The organism is Ottowia cancrivicina (assembly GCF_029813755.1).
GTDB lineage: Bacteria > Pseudomonadota > Gammaproteobacteria > Burkholderiales > Burkholderiaceae_C > Ottowia > Ottowia massiliensis.
In genome coordinates this window covers 99,727-116,129 of sequence record NZ_JARVII010000002.1, presented here as the reverse complement: position 1 = coordinate 116,129, position 16,403 = coordinate 99,727, and the positions used below count along the sequence as shown (strand labels likewise).

The window sequence follows — 16,403 nt, the reverse complement described above, 5'->3', positions numbered from 1 at the left end:
CAAGCGCAGAAAAACCGCCCCTCCATGACCCTGATTGAACTCAAATACATCGTCGCACTGGCCCGCCACAAGCACTTTGGCAAGGCCGCCGAGGCCTGCCACGTCTCGCAGCCCACGCTATCGGTTTCCGTCAGAAAGCTGGAAGAAGAGCTGGACGTCAAAATTTTCGAGCGCGGCGCGGGAGAAGTCACCGTCACCCCGCTGGGCGAAGAAATCGTGCGCCAGGCCCAAAGCGTGCTGGAGCAGGCTAACGGGGTGCGCGAAATCGCCAAGCGCGGCAAAAACCCCCTGAGCGGCCCGCTCAAGCTCGGCGTCATCCCCACCATCGGCCCCTACCTGCTGCCCGATCTGGTGCAGCAAAACATTCGCCTCTCGCCGCAAATGCCCCTGCTGCTGCAGGAAACCTTCACCGTGCGCCTGCTGGAGATGCTGCGCACGGGCGATATCGACTGCGCCATCCTGGCCGAGCCTTTCCCTGACGCGGGCCTGGCCATCGCGCCCCTGTACGACGAGCCTTTCCTGGCCGCCGTGCCCGAATCGCATCCGCTGGCCGCGCTGCCCAGCGTGACCACCCGCCAGCTCAAGAACGAAACCATGCTTTTGCTGGGCGCAGGCCACTGCTTTCGCGACCACGTGCTCCAGGTCTGCCCCGAGCACGCCCTTTTTTCCAGCAACGCCGAGGGCATCAGCAAGAGCTTTGAAGGCTCCTCGCTCGAAACCATTCAGCACATGGTGGCCGCCGGCATGGGCATCACCCTCGTGCCCCGCATGGCCGCGCCCAAAGACTGGCAGCCGCCAAACGCATCCAACGCGCCGGACGCGCCCGCGCGAGGCCGGCGCGCGAAGGCCCACGCCGTGCGCACCAGCTTCATGCACCCCCATGTGCGCTACCTGCCCGTTGTCGCCCGCGGCGAAGGCCAGCAAGCGCCCACCCGCCGCATCGTCCTTGCCTGGCGGCGCAGCTTCACCCGCTACGAAGCCATTGCCGCCCTGCGCAACGCCATCTACGCCTGCGAGCTGCCCGGCGTCAAACGGCTGACGGCGTGAGCGGCTGCGGCCTCATTTTGCGGTCTCATTCCGCTCCTTTCTTCGTAGCATGGCCTCCTGGTCGAATGTGCGCAAAAGCCGTTTTTACTGGCCTTGAATCTGCTCCTCTTTTTCATGTCTTCCGCCCCGCCTGCCCCTCGCCCGCCCGCCCGGTTTGAAGCCGTTTTGTTCGACTGCGACGGCGTGCTGGTAGACAGCGAACCCATCACCCTCGGCGTGCTGCGCCACATGCTGGCCGAGCGCGGCTGGGCCATGAGCGAAGCCGAATGCCGCGCGCGCTTTCTGGGCGTCACCGTGCGCAGCCAGCGCACCGTCATCGAGCAGCACACCGGCCAGCCCCTGACGGAGGCGTGGATGCAGGCTTTCTACGCCCGCCGCAATGCCGAGCTGGCCGCGCGCCTGCAAGTCGTGCCCGGCGCGCGCGAAGCTGTGCATGCCGCCCACGCCCGCACTGGCGGCCGCATCGCCTGCGCCTCCGGCGCTGACCGGCAGAAAGTGCAAATGCAGCTGGCCCAGACTGGCCTTGCGCCTTTGTTTGGCCCCGCCGTTTTCAGCGGCCACGAAATGCCCGCCAGCAAGCCCGCGCCTGACGTCTATCTGGCCGCCGCCCGCCACTTGCGTGTCAGCCCCGGGCGCTGCCTGGTCGTGGAAGACACCGTGCCCGGCATCACCGCTGGCGTGGCCGCTGGCTGCACCGTCTGGGCCTACTGCCCGCCAGACGATCCGCACGCCAGCCCGCACCCGCTGCGGGCCGCAGGCGCATCGCGCGTGCTCGCCCACATGGGCGAGCTGGCCGAGCTGTTGCAGGCACGCCGCGCGCCGCCTCTCTTCTTATCTTGAATCAAGAAAATTGCAAGCAGCGCCAGCGGCGCGCGGCGGCGTTTTCAGATGCCTGCGTGCAAGCTGCGCCGCAGGCGTGAAAAGCACGAAAAGCGCGGGCTTGGGCGCTCTGGAGCCTTGCGAACGCCCTGCCGGAGCGCGAGGTTCGTGCAGCCCCCTCACGGCCAGACGCTGAACAGGTTCCAAACGCCGCACTCGGGTGGCTCGCAGGCAGCTTGCGGACGCTGGATTTTTGGCGCGCATGCCCCTACACTGCGCCACCTTTTTCCAAGTCTTGTTGCAGTTTTCGGGGCTTTTCTTGACTGTTCGTGCATTTTCCCGGCCTGGCGTGCTGTGCCGCCTGCCTGTCTCCGTCCGGCGCTTCTGGGCGCTGGCGGCGGCGCTGCTCGTACTCTGGGCGGCGGCGCATCCGGCCCTGCTGAATGCGACGGCGGGCGAGCGGGTGCTGCTGTGCACGGCGCAAGGCATGGAGTGGGTGGCCGTGGCAGGCGAGGCCCAGGACGGCGCTCCTTTCCAGCCGCTGGCCCAGTCTGCGCCTGCGGGCTGCCCGTGGTGCGTCTTCATGCAGCTGCTGCTGCCTGCGCCGCCCGCGCCTGTGGGGGCGCTGGCGCGGGCCAGCGCGGCGCGCCTGGTTCGCGTGCTGACCGCGCCCGCATGGCGGCCGCCCGTGGAGGCAGCGCGCCACCTGCGCGCCTTGCCAGGGCGCGGGCCGCCCCTTTGACGGCCTTTTTGGGCGAAGCGGGGCCGCTGGCCGCTGTGCGCCAGTCCGCGCCTCCTCTCAAACCCTCTTTTCCGCTGACTTTCCCCTGACGCTTGCTGACTGCCGGCGCGCCCTTGCGGCGGCCGCGCGGGCCTGCAAGGCATCACGCGCCTGCGCGGCATGGGCTGATGCGCCCAGGCGCGCGGCGATCCGCTTTTTCATTCCTTTTCCATTTCATTTCACAAGAGGGGCGCCGCGCGCGCCTCCGGATACCCATCATGAATTTCCATCCAAACCCCTCGCGCCTGGCTCTCAGGCCCCTGACGCTGGCGTTGGCGCTGGCCCTTCCCGCGCTGGCGGCGGCGCAGGCAGCCGTGGCCGACGAGCAGGCGCAAGACCCCAAGAAGATTCAGACGCTGGAAGAAGTGCGCGTGACCGACAGCGCCGAATCGTCCGGCTACATCAGCAAAACCACCGTGGGCGGCAAAGAGCCGCTGAGCGCGCGCGAAGTGCCGCAGTCGGTTTCCGTCATCACCAGCGAGCGCGTGCGCGACCAGAACGCCGCCACGGTGACGGAGGCGCTGAACATGGCCACCGGCGTGACGGTGATCAGCAATGACATGCACCAGAGCCAGTTCCTCTCGCGCGGCTATCACATGAACGTCAGCTACGACGGCGTGCCTTCCTACAACTCGTTTTCCGGCGTGCAGCAGCTGGACATGACCATTTACGAGCGCGCCGAAGTGCTGCGCGGCCCGGCGGGCGTGTTCGCGGGCAACTCGGGCGGCGATATGGGCGGCACGGTGAATCTGGTGCGCAAGCGCGCCAAAAACGCATTTGCCTTGGAAGGCAGTGTGGGCACGGGCACCTGGCGCAACCACCAGGCCAGCGTGGACGTGACGGGGCCGTTGAACGCCGCCGGCACGCTGCGCGGCCGCGCCGTGCTGGCGCTCACCGACAAGGGCTGGTCCATCGAGCGCGCGCATACCAGCAAGCAAGTGGGCTACGCCACGCTGGATTGGGACGCCACGCCGCAAACCACCCTGTCGCTCTCCGCCGCTTACCAGCGCGACCGCCTGCGGGCGGGCATGTCGGGCCTGCCCGCATGGACTTCGGGCGGTCTGCTGAACGTGCCGCGCAGCACCAACACCTCGCCAGACTGGAACCGCAGCGGCTGGACGCACCGCATGTTCGTGGCCGACGCGCAGCACCGCTTTGCCAGCGGCTGGCAAGCCACGGCGCGCCTGATGCGGCTGGAGCAAGACCAGTTCTTTCATGACGCCTTCACCTGGTCGGGCGTGAATCCCGACACCCATACCCTCAGCTACCGCAGCCGCTATGGCGACTACGAAAACACCCGCCATTCCGTGGATGTGTATGCCAGCGGCCCCTTCACCCTGTGGGGCCGCGAGCACCGCGCCCTGTTTGGCTACCAGAGCGAGAAGTGGGATCAGTCTTACCGGGGCTTTGGCCTGGGGCGTCAGCGCATCGTCACGGACAACGTGCCCTTTGGCCGCCACGACCTCGTGCCCGACCCGCGCCGCCCCTACACCCAGGGCGGCGATACCGACACGAGCCAAAGCGGCGTGTATGGCCAGCTTCGCCTGCGCGCGGCCGAGCCGCTGACCGTCGTACTGGGCGGGCGCTGGAGTTGGTACAAAACGCGCAGCCGCAGCAACTGGCCCGCCACGCCCACGCCCTGGGAAGCGGGCGGCGAGCGCGTCAGCGGCCACTTCACGCCCTATGCCGCCGTGCTGTATGACATCAACCCGGTCTGGACGGCGTATGCCAGCTTTTCCGACATCTTCGCTCCGCAAGACGAGCAAACCGTCAGTGGCGAAACACTCAAGCCGCGCGAAGGCCGCCAGTTTGAACTGGGCGCCAAGGCCGGATTCATGGACGGGCGCTTGCTGCTGACGGCCTCGGTGTACGACATGCGCGATGTCAATCGCGCGCGCACCGATTTGCAAAACCCTGACTACTACGTCAATGACGGCGAAGTGCAAAGCCGGGGCTGGGACGTGGAAGTGGTGGGCCGCCCCGCGCCCGGCTGGGAAGTGCAGGCCGGTTACACGCGCCAGAACTCCAAATACACCAAAGACGCGCGCAACCAGGGCCTGAAATTCCGTTTCTGGGAGCCGCGCCACATCCTCAAGCTCTGGGGCATGCGGCACTTTGAATCCGGCCCGCTCCAGGGCCTGAGCGTGGGGCTGGGCGTCAATGCCTACAGCGCCAGCGCCTCCGGGGCCAATTCACAACGCCGCCAGGGCGGCTACGCCGTCGCCAGCCTGATGGCGCGCTACCGCATCAACAGCCACTGGGACGTGCAGCTCAACGCCAACAACCTGTTTGACCGCACCTACTACACCCGCCTGGGCGGCACCAACACCTACAACACCTACGGCGATCCGCGCAACTTCCAGCTCACGCTGCGCGCGCAGTTCTGAAAACCCGCTCGCTGTCCGTGGGGGGCGGAAAGAATGGACTGGGCGCGGACGGGCGGTCTGCTGCCTCGCAGTCCATTCCGATCCGCGCCTTCGCCCCTCGCGGCCAGATCATGGGCAGGCTCTGAGCGCCCGCGCCCCGCTTGCGGGGCGTTTTTCACCTCTGAATTCGCTTCTTTATCGATAGCATGAGGTCCTGGTGGATACTGCGCAGAACGGGATTTTTGCCCCCTTGAATTTGCTCCTCTTTCTGATGCCTTCGAGGCCCCTTCGCACATGAGCGCCCCCGCTTCGCGCGCGGGCGCGTGGCCCATCATCCGCGCCTACTGGGTCTCGCCTGACAGCGGGCCGGGCTGGCGGCTGCTGGCCGCCGTCATCGCGCTGGATCTGGCGCTGGTGTGGCGCGCCGCGCGCATCACCTACTGGCAAAAAGACTTCTACGACGCGCTCCAGCAGCTCAACGAAGCCGCCTTCTGGCCGCAACTGGCCGCGCTGGCCGCGCTGGCGCTCACGGGGCTGGTGCTCAACACCGCCCGCACCTGGCTGGCGCAATCGCTGGAAATGCGCTGGCGCGCCTGGATGACCGAAGAACACCTGCGCCGCTGGCTGGCGGGCAACGCCTTCTGGCGGCTGGAGCGCGATCAGGGCGATCAGGGCGAAGGCGGCGGCCATCGCGGCGGCGGCCTTGAAAACGCCGACCAGCGCATGGCCGAAGACCTGCGCATGGTCGCCAGCGGCACGCTCACCCTGGGGCTGGGGCTGATCAGCAACTTCGTCAGCCTCTTTACCTTCTCGGCCATCGTCTGGGGCCTGTCGGGCGCACTGGCCATCACCCTTGGGGGCCAAACGCTGCAAGTGCCCGGCTACATGCTTTGGGTGGCCTTCATCTACGCGCTGGGCGGCTCGTGGGCCATTGAAAAAATCGGCGGCCGCATGGTGCAAATCGACTACCGCCAGCAGCAGGCCGAAGCCGACTTTCGCGCCGCGCTGCTGCGCATCCGCGAAAGCGCCGAACAAATCGCCCTCTACGGCGGCGAAAGCGCCGAAAGAGCGCGCCTTTCGGCCCGCTTCGCCGCCGTGCGCCGCAACTGGCGCGACATCATGAACTACACCAAGCGCATCACCATCGCCGACAACGCCTACACCGAAGTCGGCGCGCTCGTGCCCTACATGCTGCAAGGCCCGCGCCTGTTCAAAGGCATCATCACCCTGGGCGACCTCACCCAGCTCATCCAAAGCTTCATGCGCGTGCGCGTGGCCCTCTCGTGGTTCATCTACAAATACAAAGACCTCGCCCTGCTGCGCTCGGCCCTGGCGCGCCTGGCCGAATTTGACGCCGCCTTGCAAGCCGCCAGCGGCGCAACGGCCAGCGCCCCCCGCATCACCCGCCAGCGCGGCCCCGCCGCCAGCGGCTACGCCCTGCAAGGCGTGCAAGCCCTCGGCCCCGGCGGGCGGCCCCTCACCCCCGTGGTGAACTGGCGCATCGCCCCCGGCGAGCGCTGGATGCTGCGCGGCCCCTCCGGCGCAGGCAAAAGCACCCTGCTGCGCGCCCTGGCCGGTTTGTGGACGCACGGCCACGGCCACATCGCCACCCCGCCCGGAACCGCTGAAGCGCCCGAAACCGCTGAAACGCCCAAAACAGCCACAGCGCCCGGCGCTGCGGCAGCCCCCCGCGCCGAAACCCTCTTCGTGCCCCAGCAAAGCTACCTGCCCGCAGGCACCCTGCGCGCCTGCTTGGCCTACCCCGCCCTCGAAACCGCCTTCAGCGACGACGAATGCCAGGCCGCCCTGCGCTGGGCTTGCCTGCCCGCCCTCACGCACCGCCTGCACGAAAGCGCCCACTGGGCGCGCCAGCTCTCCCCCGGCGAGCAGCAGCGCCTGGCCTTTGCCCGCATCTGGCTGCACCGCCCCCGCTGGCTCTTTCTGGACGAAGCCACCAGCGCCCTGGACGAAGAAACCGAAGAGCGCCTCTACGCCCGCCTCACCCGCGACCTGCCCGGCCTCACCCTCGTGAGCATCGCCCACCGCAGCAGCCTGCGGCGCTTTCACGAGCACGAAATGCAGCTGTAGGGCCGCTGTGAAGCCGCCATGAAAGCCTGCTCGCGGCCAGCCCCGGGCAAGCCCCGGCGCGCCCGCCAGAAGGCATCAAAAACAGTAGCGAATTTGAGGGGGGTAAAAACCCATTCGCCGCAGATTTCATCAGGACATCATGCTATTGATGAAGGAGCTAAAAACGGCGCGCCTGCATGTCTGCGGCACGCCGGTTTCTCGGCGCCTGGGGCGGCTGTTGCGGGCATGAAAAAAGCGGGCCAAGGCCCGCTTTTTTTCTCATGGTTCGCCAGCGTTAGTGCGCGGCGCGGCGGCTTTGCGCTTCGGCCACGGCCAGGGCGGTCATGTTGATGAGGCGGCGCACGGTGGCGCTGGGCGTGAGCACATGCACCGGCGCGGCCGCGCCCAGCAGGATGGGGCCGATGGTGACGCCGTTGCCGTCGGTGGTTTTGAGCACGTTGAAGAGGATGTTGGCTGCGTCCAGGCTGGGGCAGATGAGCAGGTTGGCCTCGCCGCTCAAGGTGCTGTCGGGCACGCTGCGGGCGCGCAGCTCGGGCGAGAGCGCGGTGTCGCCGTGCATTTCGCCGTCGCATTCCACATCGGGCATCTGCTGGCGGAACAGGTCGCGCGCGGCGCGCATCTTCAGCGCCGAGGGGCGCGTGGATGAGCCGAAGTTGGAGTGCGAGAGGAAGGCGACTTTGGGCGGCAGGCCGAAGTTGCGCACTTCCTGCACGGCCAGGCGGGCGATGCTGGCAAGCAGTTCGGGGCCGGGGTCGCTGTTGATGTAGGTGTCGGCAATGAACAGGGTGCGGCCGCCGGCGATGAGGGCGTTGAGCGCGGCCATGCAGGGCGCGTGCGGTTCCTTGCCGATGATGTCGCTGACGTGCTGGAAGTGCACGTCAAAGCGGCCCAGGGTGCCGCAGATCATGGCGTCGGCGTCGTTCATGCGGACCATGAGGGCGGCCAGCACGGTGGTGGAGCGGCGCACGGCGGCGCGCGCGGCTTCTTGCGTGACGCCGTTGCGCGCCATCAGGCGGTGAAATTCCTTCCACCAGGTTTCGTAGCGGCTGTCGGTTTCGGGGTCGCACACCTGCACGTCGCGCCCCACTTTCAGGCGCAGGCCGGCTCTGGCGATGCGGCGTTCAATGACGGACTGGCGGCCCACGAGCAGGGGCGTGGCCAGGCCGTCGTCCACCACGCTTTGCACGGCGCGCAGCACGCGCTCGTCTTCGCCTTCGGCATACACCACGCGTTTTTGCGCGGCGGGCACGGCCTGGGCGGCGGAGATGACGGGGCGCATGAGCATGCCGGACTGGTAGATGTAGCGCTCCAGCGAGGCGCGGTAGGCCGCGATGTCGGTGATAGGCCGCGTGGCCACGCCCGAGCGCACGGCCGCTTCGGCCACGGCGGGGGCAATGCGCAGGATCAGGCGCGGGTCAAACGGCGTGGGGATGATGTAGTCGGGGCCGAAGTTCAGCTCCTTGCCCGCGTAGGCAGCGGCCACTTCGGCGCTGGATTCGGCCTTGGCCAGCGCGGCGATTTCGCGCACGCAGGCCAGCTTCATTTCCTCGGTAATCCGGGTGGCGCCGCAGTCCAGCGCGCCACGGAAGATGTAGGGAAAGCACAGCACGTTGTTCACCTGGTTGGGGTAATCGCTGCGGCCCGTGGCGATGATGCAGTCGGGCCGCGCCAGGCGTGCTTCGGCGGGGTCGATTTCAGGGTTGGGATTGGCCAGCGCCAGGATGACGGGCTTGTCGGCCATGCTTTTGACCATGTCGGCGCTGAGCACGCCGGCGGTGGAGCAGCCCAGAAAGACGTCTGCGCCGCGCACCACGTCGGCCAGCGTGCGCGCTTCGGTTTTTTGTGCGTAGCGGGCCTTGGATTCGTCAAAGCCGCCGGGGCGGCCTTCGTAGATGACGCCTTTGGAGTCGCACACGAAGATGTTTTGCGGCTTCGCGCCCAGGCCCACCAGCACGTCCAGGCAGGCCAGCGCTGCCGCGCCCGCGCCGCTGACGGCCACTTTGGCGTCTTCAATGCGCTTGCCTACCAGCTCCAGCCCGTTGAGCAGCGCCGCGCCCGCGATGATGGCGGTGCCGTGCTGGTCGTCATGAAACACCGGAATGTTCATGCGCTCGCGCAGCTTGCGCTCGATGTAAAAGCACTCGGGCGCCTTGATGTCTTCCAGGTTCACGCCGCCCAGCGTAGGCTCCAGCGCGGCGATGATGTCCACCAGCTTGTCGGGGTCGCGCTCGGCCAGTTCGATGTCGAACACGTCGATACCCGCGAATTTCTTGAAGAGGCACCCTTTGCCTTCCATCACCGGCTTGCCCGCCAGCGGGCCGATATCGCCCAGCCCCAGCACGGCCGTGCCGTTGGTGACCACGCCCACCAGATTGCCGCGCGCCGTGTATTCGGCGGCCAGGGTTGGATTGGCCTGAATGTCCAGGCACGGATAGGCCACGCCCGGCGAATACGCCAGCGACAAATCATGCTGGTTCGACAGCGGCTTGGTGGGCACCACGGCCACTTTGCCGTGCGTGGGCTGGCGGTGGTAGTTGCGGGCGGCGTCGCGCAGGGCGGCCTGGGCGGGAGTGAGGTCTTGCATGGTCAGTCTGCCTTTCGATTTGCTGGAATTCGGGAAGCGTTTTGAAGGGAAAGAGGGGGGTCAGCACAGCACCACGGCATCGGGCAGCTGGTTGTCCGGCGCCGGGCGGCAGGCGGCATCCGGCGGCTCGGGAAAGTGCTTTTCAAGCAGGGCCGTGACTTCGGCCAGCGCGTTCGTCAGCCCTTCTTCAAAGCGCCCGGCCCCCAGCGCGCCAGCCAGCCGTTCAGATACGGCGGCCCACTCGGGCGGCGGCGCGCGCTCGGCCAGGCCGCGATCGGGCACGATTTCAATGGCGCGCGCGGCCAGGTTCAGATACACCAGCACGCCGTTGCGCTGGCGCGTGTCCCACACGCGCAGCTTGGCAAACAGCATCAGCGCCCGCTCGCGCAGCACTTGCGGCATGGGCTGGCGGCGGCGCACGTGCCGCCACAGATAGCTGATGGGCAGCGAGCCTTCCACGCACAGGCGCACTTCGCCCTCATGCCGCGCCTCGCTTTCGGCAACCAGCCGCGCCAGCCGCTGCGCCAGAGCCGGGGGCACGGCGCGCCGGGCATCGGCTTCATCAAGCCAGAGATGGTGCAGCAATCGAGAGGAATGGAGCATGAATGTCACCGTTTCGCATCAGCCTGGCTGATGATAGGGGCAGGCCAGCCGCCCAAGGCCCGCTCCCAAGCCCGGTTTTGAGGGAAAATCGCCCGCAAGTCCGCATGGAATGGGCGCATGCAGCTATTTTTTCGAGAGCACCCGGGGCCGTTTCAGCCTTGCGGGTATTCCACGGCCAGCACTTCAATCAGCCGCGCGCCTGAAGGCGTGATCAGCTTGATTTCGTCGCCCACGCGGGCGCGCAGCAGGGCGCGGGCGATGGGGCTGATCCAGCTGACCTCGCCGCGCGCGCTCTCGGCTTCATCAATGCCCTTGATGGTCACGCGCCGCTCTTCGCCCGTGTCGCAGTCCAAGTAAGTCACGCTTGCGCCGAAGAAAACCTGGTCGCTGCCGTGGTGGGTGCTGGGGTCGGTGACGGCGGCGATTTCCAGCCGGCGCGTGAGAAAGCGGATGCGCCGGTCGATCTCGCGCAAACGCTTTTTGCCGTAGAGGTAGTCGCCGTTTTCGCTGCGGTCGCCATTTTTGGCGGCCCAGTGCACGGTTTCCACCACTTGCGGGCGTTCGTGATCCATCAGCTGCATCAGCTCGGCGCGCAAGGCGGCGTAGCCTGCGGGCGTGATGTAGTTGCGCCCGCCCGGCGGCAGGGGCGGCAGCGCCTGGGCGCTGTCTTCGCTGTCATCGCCATCGGTTTCTTTGGTGAAGGCTTTGCTCATGTCTAATCGTTTGTTCTGCCTGAAGGAATTGCCGTGACCAGCCCCGATGAATTTGCCGCCCACACGCCGATGATGCAGCAGTATCTGCGCCTGAAAAAAGACTATCCGGACACGCTGCTGTTTTATCGCATGGGCGACTTTTACGAGATGTTCTATGGCGATGCGGAAAAGGCGGCGCAGCTGCTGGACATTACGCTGACCACGCGCGGGCAATCGGCGGGGCAGCCCATTCCGATGGCGGGGGTGCCGTTTCATTCGGTGGAGAGCTATCTGGCGCGGCTCATCCGGCTGGGCGAGGCGGTGGCCATTTGCGAGCAGGTGGGCGAAGCAGGCGCGGCAGGCGCTGGCAAGGGGCCGGTGGAGCGCAAGGTGGTGCGCGTGGTCACGCCCGGCACGCTGACGGACAGCACGCTGATGGCGGAAAAAAGCGAGTCCATGCTGCTGGCCGTGCATTTCGGCCCGCGCCAGCAGTGCGGGCTGGCCTGGCTGGCGGTCACGCAAGGGCAGTTGAACCTGGCCGAGTGCGCGGCGGATGACTTGCCCGCCTGGCTGGCCCGCATTGCGCCCAGCGAAGTGCTGGTTTCGGCCAGTCTCACCGCCGCGCAGCAGCAGCGGCTGGAAGCGGCTTTGCAAACCGCCTTGCAAACGGCCCAGCCGGCCGCGCCTGTCACGCGCCGCCCCGAATGGCAGTTTGACGCCGCCCTGGGCGCGGCCCGCTTGCAAGAACAGTTGCAGGCCGCCAGCCTGGCCGCCTGGGGCGCGCAGGGCTGCGCGCTGGCCCACGCCGCCAGCGCCGCGCTGCTGGCTTACGCCGAGCACACGCAAGGCCACGCGCTCACCCACGTGCGCAGCCTGCAAGTGGCGCGTGCGGGCGATTTGATCGATCTGCCCGCCGCCACGCGCCGCAATCTGGAGCTGGTGCAAACCTTGCGCGGCGAAGACGCGCCCACGCTGTTTTCGCTGCTGGACACCTGCCAGACCGGCATGGGCAGCCGCCTGCTCAAAACCTGGCTGCTGGCGCCGCAGCGCGACCGCGCCGCCGCCAGCGGCCGCCACGCCGCCATTGCCGCGCTGCTGGCCCCGCAAGGTGACGCGGCCCCGCTGTGGCAGCGCTTGCGCGCCCTGCTCAAAGGCACGGGCGATGTCGAGCGCGTCACGGCCCGCATCGCCCTGGCGCAAGTGCGCCCGCGCGAGCTGGCCGCCTTGCGCCAGGCGCTGCAAAAAAGCGAGCTGCCCGCCCTGGTTGCACAAGCGCAGGCGGCGCTTTTGGCGCAGCTGGCGCAAGACTTGGCCCCGCCCGCCGAATGCCTGCAAGCGCTGCAATCGGCCATTGCCCAGGAGCCGGCCGCCCTGGTGCGCGACGGCGGCGTGATCGCCCCCGGCCACGATGCCATGCTCGATGAGCTGCGCGCCATTGCCAGCAACTGCGACGCCTTTTTGCTGGAGATGGAAACGCGCGAGCGCCAGCGCACCGGCATTGCCAATTTGCGCGTGCAGTTCAACAAAGTGCATGGCTTTTACATTGAAGTCACGCAAGGCCAGGCCGCCAAAGTGCCCGCCGACTACCGCCGCCGCCAGACGCTGAAAAACGCCGAACGCTTCATCACCCCCGAACTCAAGGCGTTTGAAGACCGCGCCCTGTCGGCGCAAGAGCGCGCGCTGGCCCGCGAAAAGTGGCTGTTTGACGAGCTGCTGCGCCGCTTGCAGCCGCACATTCCCGCCCTCACGCGCTTTGCCCGCGCGCTGGCCGCGCTGGACGCGCTGGCAGCTCTGGCCGAGCGCGCCCACACGCTGGAGTGGCGCAAGCCCGAATTCACGCGCGAGCCGGGCATTGACATCACCGCAGGCCGCCATCCCGTCGTGCAGGCGCGCCTGCAAGAAAGCGGCCAGGGCGCTTTCATTGCCAACAGCACGCACCTGGGGCCGCGCCAGCGCCTGCAAATCATCACCGGCCCCAACATGGGCGGCAAAAGCACCTACATGCGGCAAGTGGCCCTCATCACCTTGCTGGCCAGCATGGGCAGCTACGTGCCCGCCGAAAGCTGCCGCCTGGGGCCGGTGGACGCCATTCACACCCGCATCGGCGCGGCCGACGATCTGGCCAACGCCCAGTCCACCTTCATGCTGGAGATGACCGAAGCGGCGCAAATCCTGCGCAGCGCCACGCCGCAGTCGCTGGTGCTCATGGACGAAATCGGGCGCGGCACCAGCACGTATGACGGCCTGTCGCTGGCCACCGCCATTGCCGCCTGGCTGCACGACAAGGCCCAGTGCCTCACCCTCTTTGCCACCCACTACTTTGAACTCACCGAACTGCCCGCCGCCTGCCACGCCGCCATCAACGTGCACGTCAGCGCCGCAGAAACCGGCGAAGGCGGCTCCATCGCCTTCCTGCACGAAATCCAGCCCGGCCCCGCCAGCCGCAGCTATGGCATCCAGGTCGCCCGCCTGGCCGGCGTGCCCGCCGCCGTGGTGAACCACGCCCGCCACGTGCTCGCCAGGCTGGAAACCGCCGCCGCCAGCCAGCAGGCCCAGCCCGACCTTTTCGCGCCCCTGCCAGAGCCTGAACCCGCGCCCGCCGCCGAACCGGCCCCGCCCAGCGAACTGCAAGCCGCCCTGGCCGCCCTCGACCCCGACGAACTCAGCCCCCGGCAGGCGCTTCAGGCGCTCTACCAGCTCAAAAAACTGGCCTGAATTCGCTATCGTTTGAATAGTGGCAGCGCCCGTGCCCAGGGCGCTATGGCGGTTTTCAGGCCCTTTTTCTTGCTCCTGTTTTGTGAAGCGGCCCTTCGTCTGGCTGAGCAAGGACGAGCAGGCCGGCATGGCTTTGCTCAAGCGTGGCCCAGATTGCCCGTGGTTTGATTTGGCAAGAGGCTTTCAAAACCCGTTCAGAGTCTGGACGTAGGGCAAAAGCCTGGCTTGGGATGGCCGCAAGGCTCAAACCGCAGACGGGCTTGAGTTCCAGCAAGGCATTTGCAACGCCGCAGAGCGCCTTCAGGCGCGCCTTTTGCCCTCACGGACAGGCCGTGAACAGGCTCTCGGCCACTCAAGTGCCAGCCTGGGCGGCTGGGATATGCATGCGGAGTGCTTGAAAGAGGAGCAAAAAACAGGTGCCCAAAAAGCCGCCTTGCGCCCGTTCTACTAGGACCTCATGCTACAAATCAAGGAGCGAAAACAATCCTTCGCTCCCAAGCCCTGCATCACGCCTTCAGATAGTCCATGCGCGCGCCCAGCCAGCGCTGCACGTGCTGCCCGGCCAGGGCGGGGTAGCGCGCCAGCATTTGCGGCGCGGCCTGGCGCGCCCATTCGATGAGCGGCTCGTCTTGCTGCAAATCGGCAAAGCGCAGCAGGGCCGCCCCGCTTTGGCGCTCGCCCAGAAATTCGCCGGGGCCGCGCAGCGCCAGATCGCGCCGGGCGATTTCAAAGCCGTCGTGCGTTTCCAGCATGGCCTTCAGGCGCTCGCGGGCCACTTCGCCCAGGCGGCCGCCCTCGGGCACTTCGTAGAGCAGCACGCAGGCGCTGGCGGCGCTGCCCCGGCCCACGCGGCCGCGCAGCTGGTGCAGCTGGCTCAGGCCAAAGCGCTCGGCGTGCTCGATGACCATGAGGCTGGCATTGGGCACGTCCACGCCCACTTCAATCACGGTGGTGCTCACCAGCGCGGCCATCTGGCCGCTGGCAAAGGCGTCCATCACCGCTTTTTTGTCGGCAGCGGGCATGCGCGAGTGCAGCAGGCCCACGTTCAGGCCGGGCAGGGCGGCGGCCAGCTCGGCGTGGGTTTGCGTGGCGCTTTGCAAGTCCAGCGCCTCGCTTTCCTCGATCAGCGGGCACACCCAGTAAGCCTGCGCGCCGCGCCGCAGCTGCTGGCGCAGGCGCTCGATGACTTCGCCGCGCCGGTGGCTGGCAATCAGCTTGGTGAGCACTGGCGTGCGCCCGGGCGGCAGCTCGTCCAGCGTGGACACGTCCAGATCGGCGTAGCAGCTCATGGCCAGCGTGCGCGGAATGGGCGTGGCGCTCATCATCAGCAAATGCGGCTCCTGCCCGGCCAGCTTTTGCCGCAAGGCCAGGCGCTGCGCCACGCCAAAGCGGTGCTGCTCGTCAATCACGGCCAGCCCCAGCCGCGCGAAGTTCACCTGCTGCTGGATGACGGCGTGCGTGCCCACCACCAGCGCCGCCTCGCCCGATTCAATGGCCTGCAAGGCGGCGGCGCGCTCTTTTTTCTTCTGGCTGCCCGTCAGCCACGCCACGCGCTGGCCGCGCGCTTGCAGCAGGGGCGCGAGCCACTGCGTGAGCTTGTCAAAGTGCTGGCTGGCCAGAATTTCCGTGGGCGCCATCAGGGCGCACTGCCAGCCCGAGTCCATCGCCACGCAAGCGGCCAGCGCGGCCACCACCGTTTTGCCCGCGCCCACATCGCCTTGCAGCAGGCGGTGCATGGGCTGGGGGCGGGCCAGATCGCGCGCAATTTCTTCGCTCACGCGGCGCTGCGCCGCCGTCAGCGCAAAAGGCAGCGCCGCCAGCAGCTTTTCATGCAGCCCGTCCGGGCGCACATGCAGCGCGGGCGCGGCCAGCGCCGCGCGCTCTTGCCGCGCGCGCCACTGCGACAGCTGCTGGGCCAGCAGCTCCTCGGCCTTCAGGCGCAGCCAGGCCGGATGCACGCGCTCTTGCAAAGCGGCCAGCGGCGCATCGGGCGGCGGCTGGTGCAAGAAAAACAGCGCCTCGCGCAAGGTGGGCGGCGGGCTTTGCGGATGCACGCCCGCTGCGCCCTTCAGCCCCGCGAACATGCCCGCCGCCAGATCGGGCGGCACGGTCTCGCCCAGCTGCCCGCTGGCATCGGCGCGCGCCAGGCCCGACTGCACCGCCTTGCGCAAATACGCCTGCGCCAGCGCGGCCGTGGCCGGATACACGGGCGTGAGCCGCTCAGGCAGCGGCGCACCGGCCGCGCGCACGGCCGGATGCAGCATCACCGGCCCCGCCAGCCCGCTGCGCAACTGCCCGCGCACCCGCAGCCGCGCGCCCACGGCCATCTGCTTCATCAGCGAGGGGTAGAAGTTGAAAAAGCGCAGAAGGCACGTGCCGCTGCCGTCATCCAGCGTGACCAGCAGCTGCCGCCGCCCGCCGGCCGCCACTTCCTGATGGCGCACCACGCCTTCGATCTGCACCTCATCGCCCTCGCGCGCATCGCGCAAGCGGGTGATGTGCGTTTCATCCTCATAGCGCAGCGGCAAATGCAGCGCCAAATCCATATCGCGCACCAGCCCCAGCTTGCGCAGCGCCTTTTGCGGCGCAGACAAGGCCCTGACCGCTTTCTTTGCGGCGGCATCCGGCGGCGGGAGTGAAGAGGGTGCTGCGGGCATGGAAGAATTTTGCCCTTCGGGGTTTGGACGCCATGGCATCCAAACCCCGCC

10 protein-coding genes are annotated in these 16,403 nt (G+C 67.8%); 6 read left to right on the top strand and 4 right to left on the bottom strand.

The window, feature by feature from the left end; translation table 11 throughout:
- Positions 1-24 precede the first annotated feature (24 nt).
- The 5 genes from QB898_RS01775 (at position 25) to QB898_RS01755 (ending at position 7,101) form a co-directional block, all read left to right on the top strand.
- Entirely contained in the window at positions 25-1,047 is a 1,023-nt protein-coding gene (locus tag QB898_RS01775; protein WP_102284501.1) for a LysR substrate-binding domain-containing protein, read from the top strand.
- 114 nt (positions 1,048-1,161) lie between these two features.
- Positions 1,162-1,887, top strand: coding sequence for an HAD family hydrolase (locus QB898_RS01770; protein ID WP_279523556.1), 726 nt, complete (start codon positions 1,162-1,164; stop codon positions 1,885-1,887).
- A gap of 298 nt (positions 1,888-2,185) precedes the next feature.
- Positions 2,186-2,608, top strand: coding sequence for a DUF2946 family protein (locus tag QB898_RS01765; RefSeq protein WP_279523555.1), 423 nt, complete (start codon positions 2,186-2,188; stop codon positions 2,606-2,608).
- A 257-nt stretch (positions 2,609-2,865) separates the two neighbouring features.
- Positions 2,866-5,034, top strand: a complete 2,169-nt coding sequence (locus tag QB898_RS01760) for a TonB-dependent siderophore receptor (RefSeq protein WP_279523554.1) — start codon at positions 2,866-2,868, stop codon at positions 5,032-5,034.
- Positions 5,035-5,307: 273 nt separating this feature from the next.
- On the top strand, positions 5,308-7,101 hold the full coding sequence (locus tag QB898_RS01755) for an ABC transporter ATP-binding protein/permease (RefSeq protein WP_279523553.1): 1,794 nt from the start codon (positions 5,308-5,310) through the stop codon (positions 7,099-7,101).
- A 274-nt stretch (positions 7,102-7,375) separates the two neighbouring features.
- Here QB898_RS01755 and QB898_RS01750 read toward each other — a convergent pair whose 3' ends face one another.
- The 3 genes from QB898_RS01750 to greB form a co-directional block, all read right to left on the bottom strand.
- Positions 7,376-9,685 carry an NADP-dependent malic enzyme gene (locus tag QB898_RS01750; protein WP_279523552.1) on the bottom strand — a complete coding sequence of 770 codons (2,310 nt, stop codon included), beginning with the start codon at positions 9,683-9,685 and terminating at the stop codon, positions 7,376-7,378.
- Between the two features lie 60 nt (positions 9,686-9,745).
- Entirely contained in the window at positions 9,746-10,288 is a 543-nt protein-coding gene (locus tag QB898_RS01745; protein ID WP_102283383.1) for a TPM domain-containing protein, read from the bottom strand.
- Positions 10,289-10,440: 152 nt separating this feature from the next.
- On the bottom strand, positions 10,441-11,001 hold the full coding sequence (gene greB, locus QB898_RS01740) for a transcription elongation factor GreB (protein ID WP_279523551.1): 561 nt from the start codon (positions 10,999-11,001) through the stop codon (positions 10,441-10,443).
- A 69-nt stretch (positions 11,002-11,070) separates the two neighbouring features.
- Here greB and mutS point away from each other — a divergent pair, with 69 nt between their 5' ends.
- The gene (gene mutS, locus QB898_RS01735) at positions 11,071-13,695 is read left to right on the top strand and encodes a DNA mismatch repair protein MutS (RefSeq protein WP_279523633.1); all 2,625 of its coding nucleotides are present in this window, start codon (positions 11,071-11,073) and stop codon (positions 13,693-13,695) included.
- A 506-nt stretch (positions 13,696-14,201) separates the two neighbouring features.
- Here the strand turns inward: mutS and recG are convergent.
- Complete coding sequence (gene recG, locus QB898_RS01730) at positions 14,202-16,352, bottom strand: ATP-dependent DNA helicase RecG (protein WP_279523550.1); 2,151 nt, start codon at positions 16,350-16,352, stop codon at positions 14,202-14,204.
- Between the last annotated feature and the right edge of the window lie 51 nt (positions 16,353-16,403).

Bases quoted from the DNA above. Each gene is read 5' to 3' on its own strand.
- QB898_RS01750 (WP_279523552.1), bottom strand. From the start codon at position 9,685: ATGCAAGACCTCACTCCCGCCCAGGCCGCCCTGCGCGACGCCGCCCGC.
- QB898_RS01755 (WP_279523553.1), top strand. From the start codon at position 5,308: ATGAGCGCCCCCGCTTCGCGCGCGGGCGCGTGGCCCATCATCCGCGCC.
- mutS (WP_279523633.1), top strand. From the start codon at position 11,071: ATGATGCAGCAGTATCTGCGCCTGAAAAAAGACTATCCGGACACGCTG.
- recG (WP_279523550.1), bottom strand. From the start codon at position 16,352: ATGCCCGCAGCACCCTCTTCACTCCCGCCGCCGGATGCCGCCGCAAAG.
- QB898_RS01770 (WP_279523556.1), top strand. From the start codon at position 1,162: ATGTCTTCCGCCCCGCCTGCCCCTCGCCCGCCCGCCCGGTTTGAAGCC.
- QB898_RS01775 (WP_102284501.1), top strand. From the start codon at position 25: ATGACCCTGATTGAACTCAAATACATCGTCGCACTGGCCCGCCACAAG.
- QB898_RS01760 (WP_279523554.1), top strand. From the start codon at position 2,866: ATGAATTTCCATCCAAACCCCTCGCGCCTGGCTCTCAGGCCCCTGACG.
- QB898_RS01745 (WP_102283383.1), bottom strand. From the start codon at position 10,288: ATGCTCCATTCCTCTCGATTGCTGCACCATCTCTGGCTTGATGAAGCC.
- greB (WP_279523551.1), bottom strand. From the start codon at position 11,001: ATGAGCAAAGCCTTCACCAAAGAAACCGATGGCGATGACAGCGAAGAC.